Here is a 21,866-nt window from a genome sequence, read left to right on the forward strand (position 1 = left end):
GCCAGAAACGAACATATACAACAAAGCCTGAGTAATAAACCCAGGCTTTGTTGTATGTATAAAATACATTAATAACGTCGCTTGTTACCTCCTCGGTTTCCACCCCCTTGGCGGCCACCTTCTTTTGGTCGGGCTTCTTTAATATTAATGATCTTGCCATCATATTCAGCCCTGTCAAGCTCATGAATGGCTTTCTTGGCAGCTGCATCATCAGGCATCTCAACAAATCCAAATCCTCTTGACTTTCGCGTTTCGCGATCCTTGATAACTTTAGCGGAAGTTACCTCACCGTACTCTTCAAATAGGTCTTTCAAATCTTCATCCCAGACGTTATCTGTCAAACCCGCAATAAAAATATTCATGCTATAACACTTAAAAAATTAAACTACAGCACCCACAAGTGCCAATAAAAACTATTAAAAAAGAGAGGAGAATTGAAGGTTTGAATTGTAGTTGACTTCTTAGGAAGAGAAGAAAGGACTAAAAATCAGTGTAATATCAAAATTCAATCTTTTAAAATATGTGCAAAGGTAGCTAAATAATTAGGTGTTACATATTATTTGACCATAAAGAGTGTTAAACATTATCTGCTTACTAATTGTATTTTACTAATTTTAGTTGCCAGATAATTAGTGACAAATAAAGGTTAATCCCTACAACAACTAACGCTCAATACAAATGGACTACCTGAATACATTCAAGAAAATAAAAGCATTGGCCGAAACGGGACTGGTATATGCACAAAACGGTTATGAAGTTGAACGCAATCAGGAGCTGGTTGATTTAAGCAAAGAATTGATGGCTGCCATTGCCGACCACCCTGTTGAAGCCTTTGACACGTATTACCTGCCGCCTAAAGAGTACCCAACTCCCAAAGTGGATGTGCGGGCCCTGATTCTGAATGATAAAAATGAAGTATTGATGGCTAAGGAAAAGATGGACGGTCGTTGGTCGATACCCGGTGGTTGGGCCGACATAGGCCACAGTCCTTCTGAAGTAGTGGTTAAAGAAGTGGAAGAAGAAACGGGTCTACAGTCTAAAGTTATACGGGTGTTAGCCATTTACGACAAGCGCTGTCACCCGCATCCGCCACAGCCCTGGTATGTGTATAAAATCATGTTCCTGTGTGAAATAACTGGCGGAACATTGCGCGGTAACTTTGACATTGAAGAAGCTGATTGGTTTGCCATTGATAGCTTGCCACCACTATCAAAAGATCGCATCCTTGAATCACAAATTAAGGAGCTGTATCATCTGGCTATGCACCCTGAACTGCCTGTTGTTTGTGATTAAATATCTATGGTACTTATCTGACATGAAAAGCAGTACTCACTAAATTATCTATATTTGTGTCGCATAACCAGCTACGCATGTCAACACAACATAATCAGGCCTCAGGCTATCTTTTCACCTTCCAGGCATTTTTAACCTGGGGTTTACTGCCTATCTACTGGAAGTTGCTTAACCACATACCGGCACTTGAAATACTGGCTCATCGTATTTTCTGGTCGTTGATTTTTGTGTTACTCTTTCTGGTGTGGAAAAAGCAGCTAAAGCTACGTAGTATATTCGCTAATAAAAAAGCACTAACTACCCTTACTATTGCGGGCTTGTTAGTTGGCAGCAACTGGGGCGTATATATCTATGCCGTCAACGTCAACCACATTGTAGAAGCCAGCCTGGGTTATTATATTACACCGCTCATTAATGTGGCATTGGGCATCTTATTTCTGAAAGAACGTCTAAATAAATTGCAACTAATTGCCTTGCTGCTTGCTGCGTCATCCGTTATATACCTGACGGTTGACTATGGCCGTTTCCCATGGATATCCATTTACCTGGCTGCATCATTTGGATTATACGGCCTGTTAAAAAAGATGAGCGGAGTAGATGCTATGCCTGCATTGGCTATCGAAACAATGGTGCTCACACCATTCGCCCTGAGCTATATCATTTGGGGCATGGTTAGTGGTAATGGCCACCTGTTTACCGAGAGCTTACAAACCGATGCATTACTAATTATGGCCGGCGTTGTAACAACCTTGCCGTTATATTGGTTTGGACTGGGCGCCAAACGTATATCTCTCACATCGGTAGGTTTTATGCAATACATAGCCCCTACCATTATGCTCCTGTTGGGCCTGTTTATTTACCACGAAGGATTTCCTCAGGAGAAACAAGTAGCCTTTGCAGCCATCTGGATGGCCCTTGCTATATACAGTTATTCAATAATTGTGAGCTATAAAAAGAAGCAACAACGATGAGCTCATGTCAAAAACAAAGATGAAAATCATATGCTGCTAATGCCGCACCACTTACATTTGAAGAAATTTTAAGAGGATGCCCGTTCAACCATCTACCTTTAAAGCTTATGCTGCCTTATTTGCAGGGCTCATTATCATCGGTTTTTCAGCGATTCTTATCAAGTCGGCTGAAGCACCTGGCATTGTGACTGCCTTTTACCGGGTAGGATTGGCATCAGTTGTGCTGCTTTTGCCCTTAATCAGCAGATGGAGACAGGTACATCAGCTTTCACTCAAAGCACTGCTACTGCCTGTATTGGGAGGAATTGCCTTTGGGGTAGACACAGGCTTATGGTCGTGGGCCATCGAAATAAGCAACGCCACCATTCCCACACTTATGGCCAATCTGGCACCAGTATGGGTAGGTCTTGGAGCCGTTTTCATCTTCAAAGAAAGACAGTCGAAAGGCTTTTGGTTAGGATTAGCCGTTACCATAGCCGGTATGTTTATGATGGCAGCCCGCAGCTGGTATGTAAAGGATGGATTAATTGCCGGCATCACTATCAGTATAATTGCCGGTATCTTTTATGGCATTTACCACCTGTTTACTCAGCAAGGACGCTCACGTATGAGCACACTCCTGTACCTATCCATCAGCAGCATGACAGCAGCTGTCACAACAGGTATTGCAGTCATTATTAGTCCCTATTCGTTTACCGGTTACAGCAGCACTACCTGGCTAATCTGGCTGGTTTATGGCATTGGCGTGCATGTGGGCGGCTGGGCATTAATCAACTATTCGCAGGGGCATTTAAAAGCCACTACTGTTTCCCCAACGCTTTTAGGTCAACCCGTGATTACAGCCATTGCTGCCTTCTTTATTCTGAATGAAGCGCTTACCTCCTGGCAAATTTTTGGTGGCATCATTGTGATTGGAGGCATTTACCTGGTGAATATTACCCGTTTGAAACGCTAATTGCCAGCTTGGTTTGTAACAAGCCTAAAAAGGTTTTATATTCAACCTTCACTATTTATCATGACCATTTCAAATGCAGTATAAATTCAAACCGTTTAAGGAATTAAGCTTAATAGAGCTATACAAAATTCTACAACTACGTGCCGAAATATTTGTTGTTGAGCAAAACTGCGTATACAACGATTTAGACAGTAACGATGAGCAGGCGTATCACCTGATGGCTTTTAATAACAATGACATGGTAGGCTATGCCCGCATACTACCTCCCGGCAGCCGCTTTAAAGAAGCCTCTATTGGACGTCTGGTAGTTCATAAAGACTTCCGCTTCAAAGGCCTGGCTCGGCAATTAATGACCACTGCTGCCGATTGGGTATTTGAACAATGGGAGGTAAAATGCATCCAAATAAGTGCCCAAAAGTACCTTAAAGCTTTTTATGGTAGCCTGGGCTATCAAATTATTTCCGACGAATACCTGGAAGATGGTATTCCACACCTGAAGATGGAGTTACAAATCGATCGCGCAGAGCAATAAAACTATACGTCCTATTTTTCCTACCTTTAGGCTAAATACACAACAAACATGAAAGACCAAAAAGCCATACTGCATAAATGCCTGCGAAATGACTGGCCCGCGTTCGTCATTGCAGGTACCGATATATGTGCCATTGAAACGATGGAAGCCTACCTGGAAATTGCCAAAACTAAAGGTTGCAGTCAGGCGTTTTTAGACGATATGCAGCTGGTGATTGATGAGATGAAGCATTTTCAGCAAGAAGAACCTGAACACATTAAAATACCTGACTAATACTCTAAATGATAAAAAAACGATTCATTATCAAACCCTGGTTAATTGTTGGGATGCTGCTGGTCATTCCCACCTCGTTATTTACAGCCATTGAGTTATTGAAACTGAATGACCAGGAGGAAGTTATTGAATCGATCTATACCAAACAGCTGGAGTCTGTATTATACTCCATCAATCAATACTCCGATGACATTGCCAACAACTGGATAAATATTCTGTACAAAGACATTCATCCGGCAGACTATGAGAGCACACTTGAGCAGCCACTCAACAACTTTCCCCAGTTGGAGTCATTTATTCTCCATCCTTTAGATTCGGTTTCATTAAACCTGGATGATTTCCGGATAAGCAACGATACACTTAGGCAGGAAATTATTTCACAACTACAGACTAACAGTAATGAAATAGCGCAGCTCAAACGGTATATGAAGAGTGGCTACCGAAAAATAATAGGCATCGATCTTGAATACAGGCAGCACCTCAGCATGCTGGTGTTTGTGAGTGAACAGGAAAACCATTATTACCTAAACATACTGCTGGTTAATGCTCAACGCTTCATAAGCGAAGCCTTATCGCCGCGATTACAAATGGTAGCTGGCGACGACCTGATTATTGTAGTACGCCACAGCAAAACCAATGAGCTGATTGCCAGCAGCCTGCTAAACGAAGCTCCTGATGAAGTTATTAAGGAACAGGCTATCTGGCTATTGCCCGACTACAAACTGGGTATATTGCCGGTTGGCATTAGCATTGAACAACTGGCACGCGACAGAGCCAGGCAGAACATTGGCCTGCTCATATTGGTTGACTTGCTGCTCATTGCCGGTGCCTGGTTGTTTTACCGCAATGTCAAACGCGAGCTGCACCTGGCTAAGGTAAAGTCTGACTTTGTTTCGAATGTATCGCACGAAATACGCACACCACTGGCACTCATCAGTATGTATGCCGAAACACTTCAACTGGGGCGCCTGAAAGATGAAAGCAAGCGCCTGAAATATTATGACATCATCTATCGCGAAACGCAAAGGCTATCAGGCATCGTCAATAACATCCTCAATTTCTCGCGCATAGAAAGTGGCCGCCAGAAACTAAGCTTTGGACAGGTGGCATTAAATGAAGTGGTGGACGAAGTGTTGACCAATTACCACTATCATTTTAACGAAAAAGGCTGTAAAGTGACGCAAAATTTGTCGCCTGAACTAGAGCCAATTAAGGCTGACAAACAAGCCATTACTGAATGTCTGATTAACCTGGTGGATAACGGGATTAAATACAGTGGTGATATTAAAGAGCTGACCATATCAACCGGAAGAAAAGGTAAGTACCAGTTTATTGAAGTCAAGGACAAGGGCATAGGTATTTCACCCAAAGAGCAGAAATATATTTTCGATAAGTTCTACCGGGTAACCAAGGGTGCCTTGGCTCACCATGCCAAAGGTTCAGGCTTAGGCCTAAGCATTGTGATGCACCTGGTAAAGGGGCATAACGGACAGATTGAGCTGGAGAGTGAGGAGCATGCAGGTAGCAGCTTCCGTATACTCTTCCCCATTAATAACCAAACTACAAAAGCATGATGAAACGCATTTTAGTTGTTGAAGATGAACCGGATATGCAATCCGGCATAAAAGATAATCTGGAGTTTGAAGGCTACGATGTTGATACGGCATCAGACGGGAAAGAAGGCTTGCAAAAGATATTAACTGACAGCTTCGATTTGGTTTTGCTCGATGTTATGTTACCCCATATCAGCGGCTTTGATGTTTGTAAAAAAGTAAGGCTCGAGAACAACAACACGCCAATCATCTTTTTAACCGCTAAAGGAGAAGAAATAGATAAAGTGATAGGACTTGAATCGGGTGGTGACGACTACCTGACCAAACCCTTTAGCCTGCGTGAACTGCTGGCCCGGGTTAAGGCTGTTCTGCGCCGCACCGAAATGCAGAATCCATCTGCCACAAACCATGAAATGCAGGTTGGTCGCTTAAAAGTAGACTTCAGTACTTATACTGCCTGGGTGGATGGTGAACAGGTAAAAATGACCAGCAAAGAGTTTGAAATACTTCAGTATCTGCTGAAACACAAAAATGCCACCATCAGCCGCGACAGTCTGCTCGATAACGTATGGGGTTACGATTTTCAACCAACCGCACGCACCATTGACAACTTCATATTGAAGCTGCGACATAAAATAGAAGACAATCCCAATGAACCCCAAATTATCATTACCGTGCATGGCATGGGCTATCGACTGGTTCACAGTTAGATTATTAAGAATCAAGACAAAAGGCTCAAGATATAAGACTAACGCATGACATCTTTTTAAGGATCGCATCTAGAATTCAAATGCTAATAAAGATGCGAGCTTTATGACATAAGACTCACAAGTATCATCCCCACCTTAAACCATCGTCCCTAAACCACTAACAAACAACTCAATTCAACAAAAAACAGCTTAACAAATCAACCACTTTATAGCATCCATGACATTTTGATGACAATTAATGACAACAGATGACTTCATTTTGACGATGCGGTGTTAAGCCCCCTCTACATTTGCTTTTGTAATTCAATTATTAACCCAAAAACAAAGAGTTATGAAAGCAAGACATCTTTTCACAGCATTGGTACTTATGGTTGGACTAAGTACAACAACATTTGCACGCACCCCTGAAGCGGTAGCTTTTAAGAAATGTTCGAAACAACTAAACAAAGAGCTTAAAAGATCTTTGAGAGGACCAAGTTTTGAGTATTTAAAACCAGACTGCTGCGAGAATGTGGTCGTAAAGTTCAAAGTGGACAAAAACAACAAACTGATTTTCCACAATGTATCCGGTGAAGATGAACAGTTGATGAAGTACGTGGCTGAAACCCTTCAAGAGGCGGATATTTATGCCGTTAATTCATCATTGCAAGGCAAGATGCTCAGATTTCCTATCAACTTTCAGCATGTTGAGCACTAAAAACCGTCGCCTGGATTTTTACCTTTTTTGGATATAACCCGATAATATGTACTTTTAATCGTTGATGATACGTATGGTAGCCAAAACACTAAAATATTTCGCACTTACCCTTAGCCTGCTAATAATTAGCACACTCGGTTCGAACTCCCAAATCCTTCAGGAAGAACAATACCTTGAAGGTTACTGGAAGTTCTCGATAGGCGATGATGAACAATGGAAGCAGCCGGATTTTGATGATTCGCAATGGAGCAGCATACGTGTACCGGCCTCATGGGAGTCGCAAGGCTACAACGATTACAATGGCTATGCCTGGTATCGCAAAACGATTCGCCTTGATATCATTCCCAAACATGACCTGGTACTGCGCATTGGCAGCATCGATGATATTGACGAAGTATATATCAATGGGCGTTTTGTGGGCAACTCAGGTAAGATGCCTCCAAACACCAAAACAGCATACAGCGAGGAACGGTTTTACACCATTCCATCCAGCTACTGGCAAAAAGGCGCCAATGTGATTGCCATACGTGTCTATGATTATTATGACCAGGGCGGCATTATCAGAGGACCCGTTACGCTCAACACCAATGTGGCCGAACAACTGGTGTCCCTTAATCTGGCAGGCAGCTGGAAATTTGCAATACACAACCAGCACAATGCTGAAAAAGCCAACTACGACGACTCTGACTGGAGTGACATACAGGTGCCAGGATTCTGGGAAAGTGCAGGCTGGCCGGGTTACGATGGTATAGCCTGGTACCGAAAATCCTTTAAACTACCGGCCCACCTGGCTAATGAGGAGCTGATATTGCTGCTGGGTCGTATTGATGACGAAGATAAAACATGGCTGAATGGCACCCGCATTGGTGGCGTATCACCAGGAAGCCTGCGTTCATCGCTGGCCAGAGGATTATTTGGTTCCTACCAGTCGCACACAACCCTGCGTGCCTATGAGATACCTCAAAGCATTATTAACACGGTTGGTGACAACACCATTGCCATCAGGGTGGTTGATACGGGCATTGACGGTGGTATATACGACGGACCAATTGGCATAATGACCCGTCAGCAATTTGATACATTTAAAAAGATGGTGCGCAAAGAGCCAGACTGGATAGATACATTTTGGGAATGGCTTAACAACTAACGGATATGATCAGAAAGTCTCAATATAGCATCCTGTTACTGTTTACCTTTCTACTATTGATTGGAAAGGCAGACGCACAGAACCTGCGCGACTATATATCGCTGAATGGCAAGTGGTATTTCTCCATTGGCGATAATACTGACTGGGCCCGCTACCACTATAACCATTTCGAATGGGAACAGATACGCGTGCCATCGCCCTGGGAACAGCAAGGTTTTAATGGCTATGATGGCTTTGCCTGGTACCGCCGTGAGGTGCACATTGGCCCCGAAGCAAAAGAACTGAGCCTATGGCTCGACCTGGGCTATATTGATGATGCTGACGAAGTATACCTGAATGGCGAGCTCATCAACCGTTCGGGACAGTTCCCACCTGCCTTTAAAACAGCTTACAATGCCCATCGACAGTATAAATTACCCAGCCAGCATATACGGTACAACCAGACCAATGTGATTGCTGTTAGGGTGTACGATGCCTACAATGAGGGAGGCATCATCTCGGGCAATATTCGCATACGGGCAGAGATTAACCCGCTTGTGCCTGACCTGCCATTGGAGGGCCACTGGAAGTTTAAAACAGGTGACGAGAGCTATTACAAAGCAGTTGCCTACAACGATAGTAACTGGGATGAGTTAATGGTACCACGTGCATGGGAAGATCAGGGCTACAGCGACTACGATGGCATGGCCTGGTATCGTAAAACCATAACCCTGCCCGACAATCTGAAAGATCAACGCCTTGTTATCCTTTTGGGGAAAATTGACGATGTAGATGAAGTTTATATCAACGGAGTGCTTATTGGCCAAACCGGCGAGATCAACGACAACTACTTCTTCACCTACAACAATGCATGGAAAGCACTACGGGGCTATACAATACCTCCAAAATTACACAAGGCTACTACACAACTGACCATTGCTGTGCGTGTACAAGACCGCACCCAGACTGGCGGAATCTACGAAGGGCCGGTTGGCATTATCACCATGGATAAATACATTAATTATTGGAATGCCAGGCGCACAAAATAGTGACTGATGCCTGGCTCAGGCTTTAGCATTAACTATCTAGCTGCCAACTCTTCCACAATCGAAAGTTGCGAATAATCTTCCGACGATGGTATGTATTAAAAGTGCCGGAACTATTATTGCTCTGTCCTATGACGCTTCAGCTTTGTGATGCGGTCCATTTCCATAAGTAACAACGGAAAGGCCGGCTCAGTCATGCCATGGTCATAGCCTTGCAGCTCCAGCAACCTGGTTGATGAATGACCAACAACCTTCATCATGCGCATCATGTAGGCATTCTCTTCGTAACGCCCCAAAAGCTCCAGCTCACGATCACCGGTAATCATCAACAATGGTGGAGCATCTGCCCTTACATGGTAGAGGGGAGCATACTCATCAACAACGGCCTGGGTGCCTTCAATGCCACGCTCCTTACGAATGGTAAAATGGGTGATGGTATGCCCGCTAAAGGGAATCAGTCCGGCAATGCTATCTGCCTCTACCTGGTGAGGCGTCAGCCAACGCTTATCCATGCCCACCATGCTGGCCAGGTAGCCACCTGCCGAGTGCCCCGACACAAATATCAATGATGGATCGCCACCATATTGCTCAATGTTTTTAAAAACCCAGGCAACAGCAGCAGCTGCATCTTCAATATAAGCCGGCGCCGACACCTTCGGATGCAGCCGATAGTTAACACCCACAACGGCAATACCCTTTTGTTTGAGTGCCTCAGGTATTTCTTTTTGACCGGCCTGAATACCGCCACCATGCAACCATACAACAGTGGCATAAGCGGCACTGTCCTGTGGATAATATACATCCAGTACACAGCGCTCATTGATATAATCATCCGATTGATTCAGTGATTCGCTATAGTAGTGGATATTCTCTTTTAAAACATAGTTTTTTTGCGCTACAAGGCTAAAGCTAAAGGTGACAAAGGCAATCAGTACAAGTGTATATTTCATAAGAGCACATTAATGTTGGTGATTGTATAGATAACAAATCTAGATAAAATCCTTCACTACTATTGAGTAAGGCAAACTTTGCAAGCTTCATTCCTCCTTAATCAACTCTTGAATCCTCATGGGGTATTGACTTCTAACTTCTTTTATTTGCTCGCTTTCAAGTTCCAGATAGTTATCTACCTCATAGGTGACCATAGCATAGTCATTGCGCAATTCGATATAGGCGTTTTGCAGCTCAGCTATGCAATTGAGGTAGGTTTCATAACTGAGGGTCTCCTCGAACTCAACCCTGATAATGGACTTGTGATTACTTTTTATCAAACGTTTGACAGCATCTTTACAATTACCCCAGTCACTATTATTGCCGTTAATGGTCAGTGAGTCGGGCTTAACGCAAACCATGATATTATTTGCCTTTCTATTTATCAGGTCCAGTGGTGGAGGTAACAAACGACCTCCTATTGAATCAAGAGGTGGCATTAATGTACCAATTGTGGTTCTGTTCCCACTATCGTCAATTGCAGCAAAACCGACTGCATTTAACTGAGCTCTTTGCAACTCACTTTTGATGCGGTTTAACACGCCAACTCTTACCTCTTTATCAATATATAGTAGCGTTCTTGTAGCCCATTCTTTCTTATCAAGCAGTATGTAAGATGTATCCGACAGCGTATGAGCTTTCCCATTAAAGAAGATGAGTATTTTGTTGTTCTGCCAATCAGCAAATAAGGTGTTGTGATAAATATGGCCAGTAGCTTTAAACTCAGAACGTAGTTGTGGCAAATTAATGGAGTGCTTCCTTTTGTGATTGAAATAATCTACTAAATCTGTAAAGGTATCCCGCTCATATATTTCGATGATGGTATCACCTTCAATATCTTTCAACTTCAGATGCTCATTATCAAACACTATTAATGACTTATAAATACTATCAAACTGATTGATATATAAAGTGTCCTTCCGGATGTGGTACAGCTTTTCACCGCTAAATACATTCGACTCCATCTTAACCGAAAAATCGGAAAAGGTTAATCGGTAAGGATCGACAAAATTATCAGCTTCAATCCACTTGCCCTGTATTTTATCCTTGTTAGTTTGACAGGCATATAGTCCAACAACATATATAAACAGAATAGCAAAACGAATTTTCATCTATTGTAAAGTTTAGATCTGCATAAACACTTGTATAATAGTTATAGTTGAAAATATCTACACCCCACCTCGCGTATCACTGATTGATTGCATGTTCAGGTACTTATATAGGATCAGGCCTGCAGCAAACATGTTTAGGCACCAAATGGCCAGTCCGCCCCAAAGCATTTGCAGGGCATCACTATTAAACTGACTAAACTCGGAAAGCTCTGAAATTAAAGCACCCAGCATAAACAAGTTGACCAGTATAAACAAGCTACTTAGCAACACACCTATGATGTGTTTCTTTAAAACGATTTGCATAATAATCAATGCAGCCAATACGATAGCTATGATATTAAAGTGAAATGGCGGTGTATAACCGGCCAAAAGAACTACTGCCAGTATGTAAAATTCAGGCAGTTTCATAAGGATTGGGTTACTGTTCATCATTATAGATAAATCTGAGATAAGAACCTTCTACTCTAATCCAGATATAATTTCATATACTCCTACCGCACTACGGAAAAGGATATTATCACCAATATTTGAGCTCATTAATCCAATTAATAGTTGTTTTATTTCTTTAGCACCTTAAATGTATATTTGGCCCTATCAGATCTTTCAACTACAATAAAATATATACCATTTCCATAACTTGATAAGTCAATGGTACCTTGTTGCACTCTTTCAATTATTTTCTGACCAAGAATATCATAAACGCGAACTAAATCTATTGGCTCAGAGGAATTAATATAAACAACACCGGTCGTAGGGTTTGGATAGACAGATGGAGTTTCAAGTTTTTCATTCTCTATAGATGTAGTATTGCATTCTGCTTCTGAATTAACAAATAAGCTTTTATCATCAATATTTAACCAATTAGCAACAGAATATTGGGTATCATCAACAATCACGCAAGTCAAATTGGGAGAGTTATGAGCTTGAAAATGGTCGTTGGGAATATTAATATTATTCCCGTTTTTTATATTTAAGCCCGAGATATTTGAATCATTTATCCAACATGCAATTAAAGATGGATTCTGACTCAAGTCCAGATAACCTGTAAAATCATTTCCTCCTCCAATTCCAAAATACACAAGCTGAGTCCATTCTGAAAAAAATCCTGTAATATCTCCCGAAAGTTGGTTGCCATCCAACCAAAAATTAGTCATCGCAGTTAAATTTCTCAAGGAAGAAGGTACCGCACCTGTTAATTCATTCTCATCTAAAAATAACTCTACCAATCGTGTGCAATTGCCCAATTCCTCAGGAATAGTACCATTTAGATTATTTTTCCATAGATTTAGCGACTCCAGCATTGGAAATTCCCCAATCTGTTTAGGGAGTGGTCCTTTTAGCATATTGTTCGCAAGCTCAATCTCTGTCACATGCCCATCTTTTACTGTAATTCCTAACCATTCATTTACAGATTTTGAGCTATTCCAATTTGAATTATCCCTCCAATTATGTCCATCTGTTGAATTAAACAATGTAACTAATGCATCTCTTTCTGATTGTGGCACCTGAGCAAATAGCATTGGAGTTATTATAACGTAAAGTATCGCAGAAAGTAGTTTTTGTTTCATAATGATTAATAAAGGTCAATTTATAAAATATATTCTCAATATAGCTTTCAGCTATCACCTACTTGCTTTAAATTAAACACCATCTAAATACACATATAACTTGCTTGTAGTCTAAAAAATAACAGCTATGACTTAATTAGGCACTAACCAAGCAACTAATCCTTAAAAAACCCGGTTCCAACAACGGAACCGGGGCACTTCATCTCCCGATTAGTTGGAGTCTGATATATCAGCTCCTTCTAGCTCGTCAATTGGCTCGCCTTTGAGGTAGCGAAACCTGAATCCGTAGTTTTGTAGTATGCGCCGGCGTCCTGCCGCCTCTTTCTTGCGCAGCATAAAATTCAGTGTGTCGTAAATATCACGTATCAGCTCATCCACCTCGTCACGTATTTCAGCAATGGCTTCCTGTGCCTTATCATAACTCTCGTCGGCAGCCGGCACGTCATTCACTTCTTTCCAGGCCTTATCCAGCACCTCCTGCAGCTCGGCCACTGACGGATTCATCATAGCCGGAAAACCTTTGGCAACGGCTGCTGCATCGCCATCAATGACACGACGGGCAATTTCGAGCATATCTTTTTCTTTCGATAGCCTTGGTGTGATGCCATCAAGCGGCAGCTGGTAATAGGTCAGCACCTGTGCAGGATGGTTGAGGCGAGCGGTGCGCCTGCGTAACACTTCCCACAAGTCGCGCAGCCAGGTGCTCAACACAGTCAGGGCAGCCTGTTTCTCGCTCACTTCTTTGGAGCGCTGGCTCAACAGGCTATTGACTGAACTCAATTTCTCATCAAAAAGGGGTAATAGTTCATTGCCCTTGTCCAGTAAGTTTTGTGGAATTAATACCGGTGTGCCTTCTTCTGATTTAACTGAGGCATCGGCGCTAATGCATTTTTTAAGAAACTGCGACCTTGCATTGTCGCTGGTGGGGAACAGAATTTCTGCCATAATAATGGGATTAAGATTAATTAAAAACAGTATAAAACTAATATTTATGATAACATAATCAAATCCCAATGTGACTTTTTTACTTTATATATAATTATCTACCTATCCATTACACCACATAAACCCAACAGCCTTCAACTATTATATACAAACAAAACACATCCGATGTAAAACCCTTTTATGATAGCATAAAAAGTAATGATGGAAAACCGGAAGCACGCCGTACAGCACTCCAGGCTCAGTGCGGATTTTCAAAATCGCTTCCTGCCAGAGTACAACCACATCCAGGGTAGCCACCATCGATATAGTTACCCCTTACAAGCGCTTTGTGGCTGCCGCAATGCCTTTTTTCTGCAGTTACAGCATCACCCGGGTTGCCGGCAGACCTATGTTTGTGTCTGTCAATTGGGTTTGGGCAGCCGGCATGCCCCATGACTACCGTCAGCATGCTTGGTGGGTGGCGACAATGCTATTGTACTACAGTCTGCATCGATGCCGGTTGCCAGCATCGAGTAGTAGAGCAGCCGGCATTGATACCCGGCACCGGCAATGCACCTGTAGCGCAGTCGGCATCGATTTGGGCAGCCAGAAAGCCCATATACCTGCTGCAGGCAAGCCCTTGGGGAAACGAAAAAAGCGCCCCGAGCAATCCAGAAGCGCTTTTTAAAGCTAATTGAATTCAGATATATAAGTGATTAATCTTCCTCTTCGTCGTCATCCTCATCAATATCAAAGGCGTTTTCAACAGCCGCTTCAAACTGGTCTAAAATCGCCTTGTTCTTGTCTTTGCTAATCAGGATTGAACCATCTTCCCCGGCCACAGCACTGGCAAAATCAATGGCTGCCACAAAAGTTTTCAGCTGTCCCAGGTTGAGGTCGATAAACAGGCGCGAGTCGGCCCCATCCAGCGTATAGCCATTGGTATATTCCAGCTCCAGCTCTAGTTCCTCATCGCTAACAATAGTAAAAGCCGTTCCTTCATAGCTGCCCTTTACAAGGATAGTATTGCCCGTCATGCCGGCCGGCTCATTTTTGTCGTAAGGCTCAAAGTCGAACTCTATTTCTTCGTATACAGCATTTGGCACATGGGCGGTAGCCAGATCAATACCGGTAATGACATCGGCCGATAGCAAATCAATCAGGAAAGGGCCTTCCAGTTCAATATCGCTGTAAATAGAGTCGCCTCCCGGAATCATATCTTCCATATCGTCGTTGACATCAAACTCAATCTCTCCCAGACATATTTGGAAAGTTTCCAATGATAAAGGTTCTGCAGTTGTTTCACCACCTGCCTTCAACACCGTTTGAGAAGCCTTCAATGCCACCTTCACCTTGCTACTGTTGGCATTTCCTTCATCATCGTTACAACTGCTTAATATGACCAATCCAAGGGTTAATACAAATAGGTTTCTAAGTACTTTCATTTTTCAGATTATTTGTTAGTAAATTGTTTTCCTTTCTTTACTAGCATGACGAGAGATTTAGCCGAAACGTTGGAAGGGTTTCAAAAAATTCTAATGATTTTATTGGCGTGAAAGACCTCAAGCAAATAATTACCACAACAAAGGCATTACATTATTTTTATCATTAAATAAACGCACAGGATGTTCTAGCTTTGTCTAATAACCTGAGTTCGATAAATTAATAATTCCAGATAATTCTATTTAGTTCTAAATACTTCCAAAACAACCTATTGCAACTATTCTTTGTTTGATATAGTTTGTGTTTTTTCTACATTTGAAAAGCAAATGTATGATAAAATGTATGTGAAAATTTTACTATCGAAACCACTAATTTTTATCGGTAGGGAAATTATCGCAAAAATTAAAAAAACACAAAAGTATGGGTAAAAAAGTTACAACAGCGATAGTTTTATATACAAGTCAAACAAAGAAGAATGGTAAGCACCCTGTGAAATTGAGAGTTACCTACAATAGGAAGCAAATGTATTATGGAATTGATACAAAAGACCGTGTTTATGAGTTTACTCCAGATGAATTTAAGAAGGTTTTAGCACCAAAGCCAAGAGGTATTAATAAGGAAGTTCAACTTGAACTTTCTGAAATAGAGAGCAAAGCTCATCGAGTAATTACTTCAATGAGCGAGTTCTCTTTCAGAACGTTTAAAACAAGATTCGGTATTACAGGTGGTGACTTAACAAATATCCTTTTCTTTTTTGAAAGACGATTAAAAGAATTAAACGATAACGAGCAGCTAAGCAGCTACGGACACTATAAAGCATCGGCTAGAATGCTTAAAAAGTATTTTGGTAATAGCAAGCGAATTGATTTTAAAGATATAACTGTTTCAATGTTGGAAAAATTTGAGCGTTCATTGCTTGATGATGGACTTGCATTGGCAACAATTAGATGTTATACAGTTGCAATACGTGCAATATTCAGGATAGCTCAAAAGGATGGAGCTATTCCTTTAGATTTATACCCATTCGGACCAGATGGTTACCAAGTACCTGTTGGTAGAAATGTAAAGAAAGCACTTAAAATAAATGAGATTGAGAAAATTTATAAGTATGAGACTGTGGAATTCTCAACTATGGATGAAGCAAAGGATTTTTGGCTATTAAGTTACTTTATGAATGGTGCAAACATAACAGATATAGCACGATTGAAGTACAGGAGCATTGGTGATGACTTTATCACTTTTATTCGTAAAAAAACCGAAAAAACAAGTAAACGACTAAAACCAATTAGTGTACCCATAACAGCCGAAATCAGTAGGATAATTGATAAATGGGGAAGAGCAGATCGCACACCTGACAACTATGTATTCAAAATTTTGGAAGAAGGAATGTCTGCTCGAAGGATTCGCAGCCGTGAATGTATGTATATTCAAAAAATCAACAATAAAATGAAAATTATTGGAGAGGATTTAGAAATTAAAAAGCCAATTACAACATATACAGCTCGGCATAGTTTTTCGACAGTATTAAAGCGATCTGGTGTATCTACTGAATTTATTGGAGAAAGTTTAGGTCATAATAATGTTCGCACAACCGAACTGTACCTAGATAGCTTTGAGGATGATATGAAAAAAGAAGTGGCAAAGCATTTAACGGCATTTTAAAAGGTAAAAGCCTAAATTCACTTACGATTTAGGCTCTTCATTTTCAGAAAAAAATAATTCAAATATCGAATCTCCAACTCCAACATGGTTTGTGAAATCACAGTTCTTTTCACATTCAACATCATAGTTACGACTAAGGAAGCCATGTTTAAATCTATATTTTTGCTCACCATAATATTCAGGTTCAACAAGGTTAGCTACTAAAGCCATGAAATGTAATACTTCCATTGATGCCAGATTAAAACTGAATGGAGAAATATTTTCACGATTCTTCAAGTGATGATTATCAGGTAAACCTTGAATATATGAGGTATCTTCAAGAAGCCCTTGCTTTTCCAATTCAACATCCGAAGAATGATAAGCATTTAAACAATGTAAACAGGGTCTTCCCGGTGATACTGTATGAACCGTCCAATCCGCAAAGTTTAGTTTTTTATTATCATCAAATTCAATACTAATACCTCCATCAATTACCGGAATGAGATGTGCATAAGCGATATGGTTTAGAATATATCTACCCCAAGGCTTATCAACACAGCTAAACAGAACATCACAATCTAGCGATAAACGATAGGCAACTTCGTTTGCTATATGTTTGTCAGCTATTTCTATTTCCAAGTTGTTTGAGGTCGATGATTTTTCAATATTTCTTTTTATGACATCAATTTTTCGCTCCCCTATATCATCTTTAAATACACCGCACAATCTGTCAAGATTATGTTTTTTAACGGTATCATAATCGATTAAAACAAATTTGGAAATTCCCATTCTTGCAAGCATCTCACAGACAACTGAGCCAACACTACCAAGTCCTATAACTCCAACTCTTAGGCGAGTAATATCATCATTTTGTTCTTCGCCCCACACATTTACAGTTCTGATTGTTTGTCCGTTCGGTTTAGTTGCAGGTAGAATTTTATCATTAAAAAAAGGCTGAAGTTTTTTCCCTACAACTTTAACGGATTCTGACCATTTATAAATTATATCTTCGTCTTCACCATAATACCAAATCCTAGAACTCCAATATCCATCATTTCCCAAAGTCATTCCAACGAAAGGTAGCTCGGTTGTAGAAAAAGCATTTACAAATGTCTTCATTTCGGTTGATTTATCATCATCACTCATACCTTGCCAACCAAATGATATAGGATGACTATGCAGTAATGCAACACCATAGCCTTTCTTCAATGCAGTTCTACAAACTCGTAACAGGTATTCGTAATTATAACTTACGTTCCCATGAACATTTCTATCTCCCTTCTCTGGAAATATTACCTCTTTGATGATTGCTGTAAACCTATTTTTGCCTTCGGAAGGAATCCATAAGGCAAAAGTTAAATCCTCTTGACCATCCTCTCTTAATAGGTGCAGCTTTAAGGTTTCATCAATAGGTTCACTTAAAGCACAGCTAAAACTCTTTTGCTTAAATATTTTTAAATATTCCATTTATTTGTGACATTAAATCTTTTGTTGGATTTTCAGCAGAAAGATTAAATCGAAAACTCCAATATCTCCACTCATTTCCAAGATTACTATTAATAATATTTCGTTTTCCTGCTATCGTATCTTTACAATCAAGAAGGTGAGGATTCGATTTTACGTGAATACTAGCTCCAGCAGTTCTTGGGTAATCTTTTGGGACAGGAATAGCTAACGCAATTCCTTGTCCTTTAAAGATTCCAAACTGAATTTCATATTCAGTAATAGCAACATAATCCATCCCTTTGCGATCTATCAAATACTCAACGGAATAATCATCTGAGATTAAATCATTGTATAATCTCTCTTTTCCATATTCACTCATGAGACTGGATTAGGTTTTTTACTAAAAATGGAAAAGTGCATCCCATTTTTCATTTCAATAACCTGTTCGAGGTCATTTAACTCGCCTAAATCATGTCCATGCTTTAACACAAGAACATTTTCTTGTGGATTGTAACCACCATAGTCAACAAGTATTTGCTTTACTGTTAACTGTGTTTCAGAAGTTTCAAACTTCTTCTTCTCAATAAAAAAAACGGTTTTGTCGTTCATCTTAAAAAAAATTAAATGTTAATATTTATTTACCTTTTGAGTCTTTTCTGTTACTCCTAACATGAGGTTTAACCTCTATTTTCTTTCCGTTGACAACTTTTGTGTAACCGGGAATGCGATTGAACTTGCTTCCACTTGAATCTTTTGCCATATATTTACTTATTATTGCTATTTTTAACTGTTCTTTACCTGTATACTAAAAGCGTGACTCACGCTTTTGGTAGTTAATTAATAAGACTATTTTGGAAGTTAAAGAAGAAATAAAAACGGCTTGTAGCCTTGATTTACTAGAGTATATCGGCTGGAAAGATGAATACCCAGAAGAAGCAAAGGCTGCTTTTAGCGTTTTCTGCCTTCGCTATGACCAAGCGATATTAAAAAATGCAGAGATTAACTGTAGAAAATGGAATTTATCCTCGACAGTTGCTTTAGACATAGTTAAATGCACTTTTGCACGAGTTTGGAAATATCCTTCATACAATCATGAGAAATCAAAAACAAAAAACATTGACAATGGAATTAAAAGGTGGCTAAACAAAATATCTTTTACCCAACTTGCAAATTACACCGATAAAGGTACATGTCACGAACCTGACAAGGAAACTGACTTATCTCTTATCTATTCTCTTGATGATTTTGTTGAAAATTCAACAGTTGATAGTTTAAAAAGAAAAGAACTAAAAGAGCAACTAAGTGTTTTAGAAGAAGTTCTTAATGGTTTAGGTGAGAAGCACAGAATCATTTATTTAACGTATAAATTATACACCCATGAGGGGAATAATATTCCTAGACCTGTAAGTAAGAAACTTCAAGATGAGTTAGGGTTAGTTCCTGGTTCTATAAGGAAGTATAAGGAACAAGCCAACAAACAAGTCGATAACTTTTTAAATCAGTACAATGGCAAATAAAAAGAAAAACATGGACATTAACGCTGATAGATTTGATGAACTGTTAGCTATTGCAGGCTACACTTACCCAAGAACAGATAAGGAGTTAGAGATTTTTGAATCAATGTATGAAGATTACGACTTTGAGTTAAAAGATGTAAGAATAAATCCTGAAGAAATCATTAGTGGTTCTTTTGAAATGAAAGGTAAGGTAATAAAACTTCAAGATGAAGAAGAACAACAGGATATTAGTGAAATAAGGTTGGCTGCAAGAAAAGGTAGTGAAGAAATACCTCAATCAATTCTTGATAAAATGAAGAGCAAGCATAAAGATGGAGATAAACAATCGTAAAAGAAACCAGATAAAAGATTTAGCAGAATTTCTAGCTCTTGAGCATGATGAAACTGTTACTCCATTAAATAAAATTGCTGATTTAGAAGAGCTACCTATATTTTATGATGATTATGGAAATGCTTTTGATGGAACTCTAGTTTATGATAAAAGCTATTACATACACATAAATACTGCACTCGGAAACACTTCTGATAAAGAAAGAGGGCGTTTTACATTAGCCCATGAGCTTGGGCACTACTTCATTGACAGCCATAGGATTGCTTTAAGAGCTGGTTTGATTAAACCGCATCCATCAAGATATAATAAAAACAAACATCAAGTAATTGAACTTGAAGCTGATTATTTTGCTTCTTGTATTTTGATGCCTGAAAAGAGATTTAGAAAAGACTGTGAAAAGTATCGAAAATTCGATTATCAAGTTATTGAAAATTTAGCAAAGCAATATTTAGTAAGTATTACGGCATGTGCTATTCGTTTTGCTGACATTGGAACACACCCGATTATGGTTGTATATATGGAAGATAATCGTATTGCTTGGAAATGGCAAAGTAATGATTTTCGATTCTGGAAATTAGCCGATGGTAAAGAAGTTGTGCCAAAAGACAGTTTAGCAGGTAAATATTTTAATACAGGTACGGGTGAAAAAAGAACAGAGGAATTATGGGGTGTTGACTGGTTTGATGGGATTAGTGATGATAATATCAACTTCAAAGTTTATGAACAGGTGATTCCATACAAGAATAAGGTTTTAAGTATCGTATGGTATTAGATTAGATATTTCAGGAGGGATACGGATACTTAATTTTTAATTTGTATTAGTACTAATCTTCAAACTCAATTTTGCCAATCCGTTTCAACCAACCCTCCAAAAATAAATGATTTTTGCCTTTCTTGGCAATCTTGTGGTAATAGCGAATTCTTGCTTTTTTGATTTCCCAAAATAGTTCCTTTGGCTGGCAATTGGCAATTGCTGCAAGGGTCATTTTACCAATAATACCGTCCATCTTTAAATCAGCTTCAAAGAATTGGTTTAGCACACGTTGAACACCTCTGGCTCCCCATACTCCACTATTAACGCACCAATCAAAAATGATTTCCTGTATTGAGCCATTGGATATTTCATCAATTTTAAACCTTTTGTAAAAGGTCTGCTCATAAAAACCCTTTACAAGCTCTGTCAATTGAGGAACATCAATCTTAAAGTTCCAAGGTATTTTTCCATAGGTTTCCTTGTAGGCATCAATGTATTGCCAACCTTCCCAATCGGGGTGCAAATTCCGGGCAACACCCATATAGGTTTCTCCACCTCGGTCGCCCTCTACATTGGCATAATAGCCTTCATGTTTGATTACACCATCAAACAACTCATCGAATGTTTTCATTTTTTACGTCTGTTTTTAAGTTTGACATCATTTACTCCTGATATTGCACCACCGAAAAGAAAGTCAATAATGGTGCTTAGTTTAGTGGATATTCCACCATTAATACTGCTAACAAAAGCTATTTGCCAATCATCAAGCTGAATGGTATCGAAAATGAAGTAGTTCAGCATTACAAAAGTCAAAGCACACCAAGCAAGTAAGAAGAATATTGCAAAGGCTTTTTGAAGCCAACTGTCTTTCTGATACATCTCCCTGGCCGAACTCCTATCGGCAACTGCCATCTTAAAAAGTTCCATTTTCCCCTGGAGCTTTTCTTCTTGTGTGGTGAATATTTCATCAATCAGCTTAGTACC

27 protein-coding genes are annotated in these 21,866 nt (G+C 40.0%); 14 read left to right on the plus strand and 13 right to left on the minus strand.

The features are described from left to right. Window positions 1-68: 68 nt before the first annotated feature. Window positions 69-362, minus strand: coding sequence for an RNA recognition motif domain-containing protein (locus tag KDU71_RS20040; RefSeq protein ID WP_212192899.1), 294 nt, complete (start codon window positions 360-362; stop codon window positions 69-71). Between the two features lie 316 nt (window positions 363-678). Between KDU71_RS20040 and KDU71_RS20045 the strand changes: the two genes are divergently transcribed. The 10 genes from KDU71_RS20045 to KDU71_RS20090 all read left to right on the plus strand — a co-directional run bounded on the left by KDU71_RS20045 (window position 679) and on the right by KDU71_RS20090 (window position 9,159). Further along, window positions 679-1,293, plus strand: coding sequence for an NUDIX hydrolase N-terminal domain-containing protein (locus KDU71_RS20045; protein WP_212192900.1), 615 nt, complete (start codon window positions 679-681; stop codon window positions 1,291-1,293). A 77-nt stretch (window positions 1,294-1,370) separates the two neighbouring features. Beyond that, on the plus strand, window positions 1,371-2,264 hold the full coding sequence (gene rarD / locus KDU71_RS20050) for an EamA family transporter RarD (protein ID WP_212192901.1): 894 nt from the start codon (window positions 1,371-1,373) through the stop codon (window positions 2,262-2,264). Window positions 2,265-2,340: 76 nt separating this feature from the next. Continuing rightward, a complete protein-coding gene (locus KDU71_RS20055; protein ID WP_212192902.1) occupies window positions 2,341-3,219 on the plus strand; it encodes a DMT family transporter in 879 nt (292 codons plus the stop codon). A gap of 73 nt (window positions 3,220-3,292) precedes the next feature. Further along, window positions 3,293-3,751: a GNAT family N-acetyltransferase gene (locus KDU71_RS20060; RefSeq protein ID WP_212192903.1), complete on the plus strand. Its 459-nt coding sequence runs from the start codon at window positions 3,293-3,295 to the stop codon at window positions 3,749-3,751. Between the two features lie 48 nt (window positions 3,752-3,799). Then, window positions 3,800-4,024 carry a hypothetical protein gene (locus KDU71_RS20065; protein ID WP_212192904.1) on the plus strand — a complete coding sequence of 75 codons (225 nt, stop codon included), beginning with the start codon at window positions 3,800-3,802 and terminating at the stop codon, window positions 4,022-4,024. Window positions 4,025-4,032: 8 nt separating this feature from the next. Then, the gene (locus KDU71_RS20070) at window positions 4,033-5,598 is read left to right on the plus strand and encodes a sensor histidine kinase (RefSeq protein WP_212192905.1); all 1,566 of its coding nucleotides are present in this window, start codon (window positions 4,033-4,035) and stop codon (window positions 5,596-5,598) included. Next, the gene (locus tag KDU71_RS20075; protein WP_212192906.1) at window positions 5,595-6,287 is read left to right on the plus strand and encodes a response regulator transcription factor; all 693 of its coding nucleotides are present in this window, start codon (window positions 5,595-5,597) and stop codon (window positions 6,285-6,287) included. Before KDU71_RS20070 ends, KDU71_RS20075 begins: the two co-directional genes overlap by 4 nt. A 331-nt stretch (window positions 6,288-6,618) precedes the next feature. Next, window positions 6,619-6,984 carry a hypothetical protein gene (locus KDU71_RS20080; RefSeq protein WP_212192907.1) on the plus strand — a complete coding sequence of 122 codons (366 nt, stop codon included), beginning with the start codon at window positions 6,619-6,621 and terminating at the stop codon, window positions 6,982-6,984. 64 nt (window positions 6,985-7,048) lie between these two features. Then, complete coding sequence (locus KDU71_RS20085; RefSeq protein ID WP_212192908.1) at window positions 7,049-8,131, plus strand: beta galactosidase jelly roll domain-containing protein; 1,083 nt, start codon at window positions 7,049-7,051, stop codon at window positions 8,129-8,131. A 5-nt stretch (window positions 8,132-8,136) separates the two neighbouring features. Beyond that, on the plus strand, window positions 8,137-9,159 hold the full coding sequence (locus KDU71_RS20090) for a glycoside hydrolase family 2 protein (protein ID WP_212192909.1): 1,023 nt from the start codon (window positions 8,137-8,139) through the stop codon (window positions 9,157-9,159). A gap of 113 nt (window positions 9,160-9,272) precedes the next feature. On the opposite strand, the gene KDU71_RS20095 is transcribed toward KDU71_RS20090, so the two are convergent. From KDU71_RS20095 to KDU71_RS20125, 7 genes are all read right to left on the minus strand, one after another. Continuing rightward, entirely contained in the window at window positions 9,273-10,106 is an 834-nt protein-coding gene (locus KDU71_RS20095; RefSeq protein WP_212192910.1) for an alpha/beta hydrolase, read from the minus strand. Window positions 10,107-10,193: 87 nt separating this feature from the next. Next, entirely contained in the window at window positions 10,194-11,258 is a 1,065-nt protein-coding gene (locus KDU71_RS20100; RefSeq protein ID WP_212192911.1) for a hypothetical protein, read from the minus strand. Between the two features lie 57 nt (window positions 11,259-11,315). Further along, window positions 11,316-11,666 (minus strand): hypothetical protein, encoded by a 351-nt coding sequence (locus tag KDU71_RS20105; RefSeq protein WP_212192912.1) that lies wholly within the window; start codon window positions 11,664-11,666, stop codon window positions 11,316-11,318. A gap of 149 nt (window positions 11,667-11,815) precedes the next feature. After that, window positions 11,816-12,826: a T9SS type A sorting domain-containing protein gene (locus KDU71_RS20110; protein ID WP_212192913.1), complete on the minus strand. Its 1,011-nt coding sequence runs from the start codon at window positions 12,824-12,826 to the stop codon at window positions 11,816-11,818. Between the two features lie 210 nt (window positions 12,827-13,036). Beyond that, window positions 13,037-13,771, minus strand: coding sequence for a hypothetical protein (locus tag KDU71_RS20115; RefSeq protein WP_212192914.1), 735 nt, complete (start codon window positions 13,769-13,771; stop codon window positions 13,037-13,039). A gap of 238 nt (window positions 13,772-14,009) precedes the next feature. After that, entirely contained in the window at window positions 14,010-14,219 is a 210-nt protein-coding gene (locus KDU71_RS20120) for a hypothetical protein (RefSeq protein WP_212192915.1), read from the minus strand. A 247-nt stretch (window positions 14,220-14,466) separates the two neighbouring features. Then, a complete protein-coding gene (locus KDU71_RS20125) occupies window positions 14,467-15,195 on the minus strand; it encodes a hypothetical protein (protein WP_212192916.1) in 729 nt (242 codons plus the stop codon). A gap of 418 nt (window positions 15,196-15,613) precedes the next feature. Here KDU71_RS20125 and KDU71_RS20130 point away from each other — a divergent pair, with 418 nt between their 5' ends. Then, window positions 15,614-16,855 (plus strand): tyrosine-type recombinase/integrase, encoded by a 1,242-nt coding sequence (locus tag KDU71_RS20130; RefSeq protein WP_212192917.1) that lies wholly within the window; start codon window positions 15,614-15,616, stop codon window positions 16,853-16,855. A 21-nt stretch (window positions 16,856-16,876) separates the two neighbouring features. Here KDU71_RS20130 and KDU71_RS20135 read toward each other — a convergent pair whose 3' ends face one another. From KDU71_RS20135 to KDU71_RS20145, 3 genes are read right to left on the minus strand one after another with little or no spacing between them, the layout of a single operon-like run. Then, a complete protein-coding gene (locus KDU71_RS20135; protein WP_212192918.1) occupies window positions 16,877-18,301 on the minus strand; it encodes a ThiF family adenylyltransferase in 1,425 nt (474 codons plus the stop codon). Next, window positions 18,279-18,659, minus strand: a complete 381-nt coding sequence (locus tag KDU71_RS20140; RefSeq protein ID WP_212192919.1) for a hypothetical protein — start codon at window positions 18,657-18,659, stop codon at window positions 18,279-18,281. Before KDU71_RS20140 ends, KDU71_RS20135 begins: the two co-directional genes overlap by 23 nt. After that, window positions 18,656-18,889 carry a hypothetical protein gene (locus KDU71_RS20145; protein ID WP_212192920.1) on the minus strand — a complete coding sequence of 78 codons (234 nt, stop codon included), beginning with the start codon at window positions 18,887-18,889 and terminating at the stop codon, window positions 18,656-18,658. Before KDU71_RS20145 ends, KDU71_RS20140 begins: the two co-directional genes overlap by 4 nt. 242 nt (window positions 18,890-19,131) lie before the next feature. Here KDU71_RS20145 and KDU71_RS20150 point away from each other — a divergent pair, with 242 nt between their 5' ends. From KDU71_RS20150 to KDU71_RS20160, 3 genes are read left to right on the plus strand one after another with little or no spacing between them, the layout of a single operon-like run. Continuing rightward, window positions 19,132-19,797: a hypothetical protein gene (locus KDU71_RS20150; RefSeq protein WP_212192921.1), complete on the plus strand. Its 666-nt coding sequence runs from the start codon at window positions 19,132-19,134 to the stop codon at window positions 19,795-19,797. Beyond that, window positions 19,787-20,128, plus strand: coding sequence for a hypothetical protein (locus KDU71_RS20155; protein ID WP_212192922.1), 342 nt, complete (start codon window positions 19,787-19,789; stop codon window positions 20,126-20,128). The genes KDU71_RS20150 and KDU71_RS20155 overlap by 11 nt, the downstream gene beginning before the upstream one ends. After that, entirely contained in the window at window positions 20,109-20,900 is a 792-nt protein-coding gene (locus KDU71_RS20160; protein ID WP_212192923.1) for an ImmA/IrrE family metallo-endopeptidase, read from the plus strand. Before KDU71_RS20155 ends, KDU71_RS20160 begins: the two co-directional genes overlap by 20 nt. Before the next feature lie 52 nt (window positions 20,901-20,952). Here KDU71_RS20160 and KDU71_RS20165 read toward each other — a convergent pair whose 3' ends face one another. Then, window positions 20,953-21,513, minus strand: coding sequence for a glycoside hydrolase family 108 protein (locus tag KDU71_RS20165; protein WP_212192924.1), 561 nt, complete (start codon window positions 21,511-21,513; stop codon window positions 20,953-20,955). Next, window positions 21,510-21,866 (minus strand): hypothetical protein (locus KDU71_RS20170; RefSeq protein ID WP_212192925.1); only part of this gene is annotated, 357 nt, incomplete at its 5' end. The genes KDU71_RS20170 and KDU71_RS20165, both read right to left, overlap by 4 nt.

Origin of the sequence: Carboxylicivirga sediminis (genome assembly GCF_018156225.1) — a bacterium.
Taxonomy (GTDB): Bacteria; Bacteroidota; Bacteroidia; order Bacteroidales; family Marinilabiliaceae; genus Carboxylicivirga; species Carboxylicivirga sediminis.

Excerpts from the sequence above, each read along its gene's own strand:
- KDU71_RS20040 (WP_212192899.1), bottom strand. The coding sequence starts at position 362 with ATGAATATTTTTATTGCGGGTTTGACAGATAACGTCTGGGATGAAGAT.
- KDU71_RS20045 (WP_212192900.1), top strand. The coding sequence starts at position 679 with ATGGACTACCTGAATACATTCAAGAAAATAAAAGCATTGGCCGAAACG.
- rarD (WP_212192901.1), top strand. The coding sequence starts at position 1,371 with ATGTCAACACAACATAATCAGGCCTCAGGCTATCTTTTCACCTTCCAG.
- KDU71_RS20055 (WP_212192902.1), top strand. The coding sequence starts at position 2,341 with ATGCCCGTTCAACCATCTACCTTTAAAGCTTATGCTGCCTTATTTGCA.
- KDU71_RS20060 (WP_212192903.1), top strand. The coding sequence starts at position 3,293 with ATGCAGTATAAATTCAAACCGTTTAAGGAATTAAGCTTAATAGAGCTA.
- KDU71_RS20065 (WP_212192904.1), top strand. The coding sequence starts at position 3,800 with ATGAAAGACCAAAAAGCCATACTGCATAAATGCCTGCGAAATGACTGG.
- KDU71_RS20070 (WP_212192905.1), top strand. The coding sequence starts at position 4,033 with ATGATAAAAAAACGATTCATTATCAAACCCTGGTTAATTGTTGGGATG.
- KDU71_RS20075 (WP_212192906.1), top strand. The coding sequence starts at position 5,595 with ATGATGAAACGCATTTTAGTTGTTGAAGATGAACCGGATATGCAATCC.
- KDU71_RS20080 (WP_212192907.1), top strand. The coding sequence starts at position 6,619 with ATGAAAGCAAGACATCTTTTCACAGCATTGGTACTTATGGTTGGACTA.
- KDU71_RS20085 (WP_212192908.1), top strand. The coding sequence starts at position 7,049 with ATGATACGTATGGTAGCCAAAACACTAAAATATTTCGCACTTACCCTT.
- KDU71_RS20090 (WP_212192909.1), top strand. The coding sequence starts at position 8,137 with ATGATCAGAAAGTCTCAATATAGCATCCTGTTACTGTTTACCTTTCTA.
- KDU71_RS20095 (WP_212192910.1), bottom strand. The coding sequence starts at position 10,106 with ATGAAATATACACTTGTACTGATTGCCTTTGTCACCTTTAGCTTTAGC.
- KDU71_RS20100 (WP_212192911.1), bottom strand. The coding sequence starts at position 11,258 with ATGAAAATTCGTTTTGCTATTCTGTTTATATATGTTGTTGGACTATAT.
- KDU71_RS20105 (WP_212192912.1), bottom strand. The coding sequence starts at position 11,666 with ATGAAACTGCCTGAATTTTACATACTGGCAGTAGTTCTTTTGGCCGGT.
- KDU71_RS20110 (WP_212192913.1), bottom strand. The coding sequence starts at position 12,826 with ATGAAACAAAAACTACTTTCTGCGATACTTTACGTTATAATAACTCCA.
- KDU71_RS20115 (WP_212192914.1), bottom strand. The coding sequence starts at position 13,771 with ATGGCAGAAATTCTGTTCCCCACCAGCGACAATGCAAGGTCGCAGTTT.
- KDU71_RS20120 (WP_212192915.1), bottom strand. The coding sequence starts at position 14,219 with ATGCTGACGGTAGTCATGGGGCATGCCGGCTGCCCAAACCCAATTGAC.
- KDU71_RS20125 (WP_212192916.1), bottom strand. The coding sequence starts at position 15,195 with ATGAAAGTACTTAGAAACCTATTTGTATTAACCCTTGGATTGGTCATA.
- KDU71_RS20130 (WP_212192917.1), top strand. The coding sequence starts at position 15,614 with ATGGGTAAAAAAGTTACAACAGCGATAGTTTTATATACAAGTCAAACA.
- KDU71_RS20135 (WP_212192918.1), bottom strand. The coding sequence starts at position 18,301 with ATGGAATATTTAAAAATATTTAAGCAAAAGAGTTTTAGCTGTGCTTTA.
- KDU71_RS20140 (WP_212192919.1), bottom strand. The coding sequence starts at position 18,659 with ATGAGTGAATATGGAAAAGAGAGATTATACAATGATTTAATCTCAGAT.
- KDU71_RS20145 (WP_212192920.1), bottom strand. The coding sequence starts at position 18,889 with ATGAACGACAAAACCGTTTTTTTTATTGAGAAGAAGAAGTTTGAAACT.
- KDU71_RS20155 (WP_212192922.1), top strand. The coding sequence starts at position 19,787 with ATGGCAAATAAAAAGAAAAACATGGACATTAACGCTGATAGATTTGAT.
- KDU71_RS20160 (WP_212192923.1), top strand. The coding sequence starts at position 20,109 with ATGGAGATAAACAATCGTAAAAGAAACCAGATAAAAGATTTAGCAGAA.
- KDU71_RS20165 (WP_212192924.1), bottom strand. The coding sequence starts at position 21,513 with ATGAAAACATTCGATGAGTTGTTTGATGGTGTAATCAAACATGAAGGC.